This is a genomic window from Streptomyces torulosus (genome assembly GCF_001419765.1).
In the GTDB taxonomy this organism is placed as follows: domain Bacteria; phylum Actinomycetota; class Actinomycetes; order Streptomycetales; family Streptomycetaceae; genus Streptomyces; species Streptomyces torulosus.
The window spans coordinates 1-6,025 of record NZ_LIRK01000917.1 but is presented as its reverse complement, the minus strand read 5'-3'; the positions used below and the strand labels follow the sequence as shown (position 1 = coordinate 6,025).

Annotated in this window: 6 protein-coding genes; 5 read left to right on the top strand and 1 reads right to left on the bottom strand. The window is 70.2% G+C overall.

Going from position 1 to position 6,025, the window contains the following annotated elements; genetic code table 11:
- Positions 1–58 precede the first annotated feature (58 nt).
- Positions 59–1,387, bottom strand: a complete 1,329-nt coding sequence (locus AOK23_RS42495) for a nicotinate phosphoribosyltransferase (protein ID WP_055717724.1) — start codon at positions 1,385–1,387, stop codon at positions 59–61.
- 112 nt (positions 1,388–1,499) lie between these two features.
- On the opposite strand from AOK23_RS42495, the gene clpS reads away from it, so the two are divergent.
- The 5 genes from clpS to AOK23_RS42470 all read left to right on the top strand — a co-directional run bounded on the left by clpS (position 1,500) and on the right by AOK23_RS42470 (position 5,995).
- Positions 1,500–1,817 (top strand): ATP-dependent Clp protease adapter ClpS, encoded by a 318-nt coding sequence (gene clpS / locus AOK23_RS42490; protein ID WP_055520955.1) that lies wholly within the window; start codon positions 1,500–1,502, stop codon positions 1,815–1,817.
- Between the two features lie 69 nt (positions 1,818–1,886).
- Positions 1,887–2,489: a DUF2017 domain-containing protein gene (locus AOK23_RS42485; RefSeq protein ID WP_055717723.1), complete on the top strand. Its 603-nt coding sequence runs from the start codon at positions 1,887–1,889 to the stop codon at positions 2,487–2,489.
- Between the two features lie 390 nt (positions 2,490–2,879).
- On the top strand, positions 2,880–4,325 hold the full coding sequence (locus tag AOK23_RS42480; RefSeq protein WP_055717722.1) for an amino acid permease: 1,446 nt from the start codon (positions 2,880–2,882) through the stop codon (positions 4,323–4,325).
- Positions 4,326–4,424: 99 nt separating this feature from the next.
- Positions 4,425–4,847: a M67 family metallopeptidase gene (locus tag AOK23_RS42475; protein WP_055717725.1), complete on the top strand. Its 423-nt coding sequence runs from the start codon at positions 4,425–4,427 to the stop codon at positions 4,845–4,847.
- Positions 4,848–4,924: 77 nt separating this feature from the next.
- The gene (locus AOK23_RS42470; RefSeq protein ID WP_055717721.1) at positions 4,925–5,995 is read left to right on the top strand and encodes a LacI family DNA-binding transcriptional regulator; all 1,071 of its coding nucleotides are present in this window, start codon (positions 4,925–4,927) and stop codon (positions 5,993–5,995) included.
- Positions 5,996–6,025 lie beyond the last annotated feature (30 nt).

The window sequence follows — 6,025 nt, the reverse complement described above, 5'->3', positions numbered from 1 at the left end:
GTGCGCCCGCGCCTGCTCGCTCTCGCGTGGGCCGGCACGGACTCCCGGCGTACGCCTCTCAGACGTACTCCGTGGGGAGGACCGGCTCCCCGCGCGACAGCTGGGTCGCGGACAGCGGCAGCCTCGCGCGGGCGGCCGTGTGGCGGTCCCGTACGACGTCGAGGGGCTCGCGGGCGAGGACCCGGCCGTCCCTGACCAGCGGGACCAGGAGCTGGTGCTCCTCCAGCTCCGCCGGGACCGGCCCGGTGCCGATGACCTCGGCCTCGGCGACCCCGTGCTCGTCCACGCGCCGGGCCGCCCACTTGCGGCCCCCGACGGACGTCTTGCCGCCGGTGGACTTCTTCGCCACCGGCACCAGCGGCGCCGTGGGGTCGGCGGACTCCGCCCGCGCCACCAGCTTGTAGACCATGGAGGCGGTCGGGTGCCCGGAGCCGGTCACCAGCTGGGTGCCCACCCCGTACGCGTCCACGGGCGCCGCCGCCAGCGAGGCGATCGCGTACTCGTCGAGGTCGGAGGTCACGATGATGCGGGTGCCGGTCGCCCCCAGCTCGTCCAGCTGCTGGCGCACCCGGTGGGCCACCAGCAGCAGGTCACCGGAGTCGATGCGGACCGCGCCCAGCCCGGGACCGGCGACCTCCACGGCCGTCCGTACGGCCTCGGTGACGTCGTAGGTGTCGACGAGCAGCGTGGTGTCGCGGCCGAGGGAGTCCACCTGGGCCTGGAAGGCGTCCCGCTCACGGTCGTGGAGCAGGGTGAAGGCATGGGCGGAGGTGCCCACGGTCGGGATGCCGTAGCGGAAGCCCGCCGCCAGGTCGGAGGTGGAGGTGAAGCCGCCGACGTACGCGGCGCGCGAGGCGGCCACCGCGGCCAGCTCGTGGGTGCGCCGGGCGCCCATCTCGATCAGTGGGCGCTCCCCGGCGGCGCTGGACATCCGGGAGGCGGCGGCCGCGATCGCCGAGTCGTGGTTGAGGATGGACAGGATCACGGTCTCCAGGAGCACGCACTCCGCGAAGGTGCCCTCGACCCGCATGATCGGCGAGCCGGGGAAGTACACCTCGCCCTCCTGGTAGCCCCAGACGTCGCCGCTGAAGCGGTAGCCCGCCAGCCAGTCGAGGGTCTCCGCGTTGACGACGGAGCGCTCGCGCAGGAAGCCGAGGACACCGGGGTCGAAGCGGAAGTTCTCCACCGCGTCCAGCACCCGGCCCGTGCCGGCCACCACGCCGTACCGCCGCCCCTCCGGCAGCCGCCGCGTGAAGACCTCGAACACCGACCGCCGCTCGGCCGTACCCGCCTTCAGGGCGGCCTGGAGCATCGTGAGTTCGTAGTGGTCCGTGAAGAGCGCGGTCGAGGGGACATCCACCGGCAAACCAAGGTCCGCTGTGTTCATGGCAGGGATCGTACCCCCATCTCGTCAATCTGACGATTTCTGGGTCCGATTTCTGACGGACCCTCCGTCGCACGGGTCCCCGTTTGTGCGGGGACCCCCCTGTGGTGGCAGCATGGGCCGTGTGACGGCAGCCGCACCCATGGAGATCGAGAAGACCGAATCGGCGGAGGAGGTCTTCGCCGTACCCGAGCCCGATGTGCCGTGGGTGACGATCGTCCACAACGACCCGGTGAACCTCATGAGCTATGTGACCTATGTCTTCCAGGCCTATTTCGGGTACTCGAAGGACAAGGCCACCAAACTCATGCTCGACGTCCACCACAAGGGTCGCGCGGTCGTCTCCAGCGGGACACGCGAGGAGATGGAGCGCGACGTCCAGGCCATGCACGGCTACGGTCTGTGGGCCACGCTCCAGCAGGACCGGAAGTAGCCACGGGCGGCAGCCGCGGGCCGGACGACCCGGCCTGACACGACACGACCGGAGTGAACGACCAACCCGATGCCAGGAACCTTCGAACCGCTTCCCGGCGGCGGCGCCGCCGTCGCGCTCGACGAGGTCGAGATCTCCATCATCCGTTCGCTCGCGGTCCAGCTGCTGGAGCTGATCGGTCCGGGCCCCGCCGAGGACGCCCCCGACGACCCGCTCGCCGAGCTGTTCGCCGAGGGTCCGAGCGAGCCCCCCAAGGACCCCGTGCTCAGGCGTCTCTTCCCCGACGCCTACAGCGACCCCGAGGGCACCCCGACGGCCGACCAGGCCGAGGAGCAGCGGGCGTATTCCTCCGAGTTCCGCCGCTTCACCGAGAACGACCTGCGGGCCGGCAAGCGGGACAACGCCCTCGCGGTGATCCACTCCCTGGACGGGCTGTCGGCGGCCGGCGAGGGCGGGGCCGTGCTCAAGCTCTCCCCGGACGAGTCCCGGCGGTGGCTCGGCTGCCTCAACGACCTGCGCCTCGCCATCGGGTCCCGGCTCGACGTCGTCGACGAGGAGGACACCGACCTCCTCTACCGGCTGCCCGACGAGGACCCGCGCAAGCCGATGGTGATGGCGTACCTGTGGCTGGGCGGTCTCCAGGAGACGCTGATCACCACGCTGATGCCCTGAGCGCCCCGCCGCCGGAGGCGCCGGTGGCGGAACTCACGGTTCCCTCCGGAGCCCTTCCGGGTTGGCTTCGCGTTCGCTCAGAGGACACTCAAATCCGGATAACGATCGTGTCACCACGGCGGTGAGGGATGCCCTCGTGGGGGTTATTTGTCCGCTTCTTCCTGTGTTGTGCGCCACAAAACGCCTCGCCGATCAAGATTGCGGCCGTGATAAATCTTCACGACCGCCCGGGGGACACCACCCTTGTCCACCGGGTGCGCCACCAGCCGACGACCGTCGGCCAGGCACGAGCGAACCAGCTCAGCTCCATCACATCCGGGGGGATCGGAACCCGATCCGGGGTCGACGAACGACTCGGATCGGCCCAGCGTGGAGAAAGGCGCACAACACATGACCTCCGCTCAGGTCGACAACAACGGCAATGACGCCGTGCGCGGCGAGGCCTCCGAAGAGGGGTACGAGCGCGGGCTCGGCAGCCGCCAGGTCCAGATGATCGCGATCGGCGGCGCCATCGGCGTCGGGCTCTTCCTCAACGCCGGTGCGAACATCGCCAAGGCCGGACCGAGCCTCATCCTGATGTACGCCGTCGCCGGCGTCATCATCTTCTTCATCATGCGGGCGCTCGGCGAGCTGCTCCTGTACCGCCCGGTCTCGGGCTCCTTCGCGGAGTACTCCCGCGAGTTCCTCGGCCCGTTCTTCGGCTACTTCACCGGCTGGACGTACTGGCTGCTGTGGGTCGTCACCGGTATGGCGGAACTGACCGCCGCCGCTATCTACATCAACTACTGGTTCCCGCAGATCCCGCAGTGGGTCTCGGCGCTGGTCTTCCTGGTCGTCCTGTTCGTGGCCAACCTGATCTCGGTGAAGCTGTTCGGCGAGATCGAGTTCTGGTTCTCGATGATCAAGGTCACCGCCATCATCGGCATGATCGTGATCGGCCTCGGCGTCCTCACCTTCGGCTTCAGCGCCGCCGGCGACACCGCCGCCGTCTCCAACCTGTGGGCCTTCGACGGCTTCTTCCCCAAGGGCATCGGCTCGTCCCTGATGACCCTCCAGGGCGTGATGTTCGCCTACCTCGCCGTCGAGCTGGTCGGTGTCACCGCCGGTGAGTCCGAGAACCCGGAGAAGACCCTCCCCAAGGCGATCAACACCCTGCCCTGGCGTATCGCGCTGTTCTACGTCGGCGCCCTCACCGTCATCCTCTGCGTGGTGAAGTGGACCGAGTTCGCGCCGGGCGTGAGCCCGTTCGTGAAGGCCTTCGCGGTGATCGGCATCCCCGCCGGCGCCGGCATCGTCAACTTCGTCGTGCTGACGGCGGCCCTGTCCTCCTGCAACTCCGGCATGTACTCCACGGGCCGCATGCTGCGCACCCTGGCCGACAGCGGCGAGGCCCCCAAGGCCTTCAACAAGCTGTCCGTCACCAAGACGCCCGCGCTCGCCATCGGGGTCTCCGTGCTCTTCATGGGCATCGGCGTGGTCCTCAACTACGTCGTCCCCGACAAGGCCTTCGAGTACGTCGTCTCCGTCGCCACCGGCGCCGGCATCTGGACCTGGCTGATGATCCTGGTCAGCCATGTCCGCTACCGCCGTGCGGTCGACGCGGGCCGCCTGCCCGCCTCCTCCTTCCCCGCCCCGGGCGGCGCGACGGGCAGCTGGATCGCCATCGTCTTCCTCCTCTTCGTCACCGGTCTCATCGCCTACGACCACGAGGCCCGCGTCAGCCTCTACGTCATGGCCGGCTGGGCCGCCGCCCTCGGCGTCGGCTGGCTGGTGCTGAAGTCCCGCAACCCCGAGGTCACGGCCCGCCGCGACACGGACCTGGAAAAGGTCGGCTGACCGCTCCACCCGGGGAGGCCCACCGGCCTCCTGCCCGGCATGTGGGCCGCCGCGTACCAGCCTTCGGTACGCGGCGGCCCTCTGCTTATCCTGACGAGCATGCTGACCATCACCCAGGCCCTCGTCGACCAGATCGTCGCCCACGCGCGCAAGGACCACCCGGACGAGGCGTGCGGCGTCGTCGCGGGCCCGGCCGGCTCGGACCGCCCCGAGCGCTTCATCCCGATGCTGAACGCGGCCATGTCGCCCACGTTCTACGAGTTCGACTCGGGCGACCTGCTCAAGCTCTACCGCGAGATGGACGACCGCGACGAGGAGCCGGTGGTCATCTACCACTCCCACACGGCCACCGAGGCCTACCCCTCCCGCACCGACATCTCCTACGCCAACGAGCCGGGCGCCCACTACGTCCTCGTCTCCACCGCGGACACCGACGGGCTCGGCGACTTCCAGTTCCGCTCGTACCGCATCGTCGAGGGCGAGGTGACGGAGGAGGAAGTCCTAATCGTGGAGGCGTACTGAAAGCTTTCGACGTTACCGTGGCCGGGCAGGCCCACCCACCCCAACTGCCCACTACGGAGACGGTGTTGACACAGCCGATGGCACGGACACGACGACTGAACGGACAGCGCCCCACCCTGGAGGACGTCGCACGCGGCTCGGGGGTCTCCAAGTCCACCGTGTCACGGGTGATCAACGGCGAGGGCAAGGTGCGCGCGGAGGTCGTCGAACGCGTCCGGGAGGTCGTCGCCGAACTGGGCTACGTACCGAACTCCGCCGCCCGGCAACTGGTCACCCGCCGCAACAACGCCATCGCGGTCGTCGCCAGCCAGCCGCAGAACCGTCTCTTCATCGACCCCTTCTTCGACCTCCACTTACGCGGCATCCGCAAGGAACTGGTCGCCCACGGCGCCCAGCCGGTCCTGCTGTTCCTGGAGGAAGAGGAGGAGTACCCGCGCGTCGGCGACTTCCTCGGAGGCGGCCACGTCGACGGCGCCCTGCTCTTCTCGCTGCGCGCCTGCGACCCGCTGCCCGGCATGATCGAGCGGCTCGGCCTGCCCGCCGTCTTCGGCGGCCGCCCGCTGGTCCGCGGCGGCGAGACCGTACGGGAGTGCGTGTACGTCGACGCCGACAACCGGGGCGGCGCCCGTGCGGCCGTCCGCCATCTGGTCTCCCTCGGCCGCGAGCGCATCGCCACCATCACCGGCCCCTACGACCAGGAGGCCTCGGCGGTGGACCGCCTGGACGGCTACCGGGACGTCCTGCTCGACGGCGCCTCGCCCGAGCTGATCGAACGGGCCGACTACACCCGGCAGGGCGGCGCCGAGGCCATGGCCGCGCTCCTCGACCGGCGCCCCGACATCGACGCCGTCTTCGTCGCCTCCGACCTCATGGCCTCCGGAGCCCTCCAGGTGCTGCGCGAGCGCGGGCTGCGGGTCCCGGACGACATCGCCGTGGTCGGCTTCGACGACCTCGCCCCGATCGCCGAGCACACCGACCCGCCGCTGACCACCGTGCACCAGGACATCGAGGGCATGGGCCGGCTGATGGCCCGCCTGCTGTTCAGCCGCACGGACGATCCGGCCGCGCCCGAGCCGTCCGCACCGGAGCCGGGCGCCCTGTCGTCGGTGGTCACCCCCACCCGCCTGGTGGCCCGCCACTCGGCCTGAACGCCCCGACGCCGCGCTGGCACCCCGCCC

Coding starts and splice junctions, on each gene's coding strand:
- AOK23_RS42495 (WP_055717724.1), bottom strand. CDS start 1,387: ATGAACACAGCGGACCTTGGTTTGCCGGTGGATGTCCCCTCGACCGCG.
- clpS (WP_055520955.1), top strand. CDS start 1,500: ATGGGCCGTGTGACGGCAGCCGCACCCATGGAGATCGAGAAGACCGAA.
- AOK23_RS42485 (WP_055717723.1), top strand. CDS start 1,887: ATGCCAGGAACCTTCGAACCGCTTCCCGGCGGCGGCGCCGCCGTCGCG.
- AOK23_RS42480 (WP_055717722.1), top strand. CDS start 2,880: ATGACCTCCGCTCAGGTCGACAACAACGGCAATGACGCCGTGCGCGGC.
- AOK23_RS42475 (WP_055717725.1), top strand. CDS start 4,425: ATGCTGACCATCACCCAGGCCCTCGTCGACCAGATCGTCGCCCACGCG.
- AOK23_RS42470 (WP_055717721.1), top strand. CDS start 4,925: ATGGCACGGACACGACGACTGAACGGACAGCGCCCCACCCTGGAGGAC.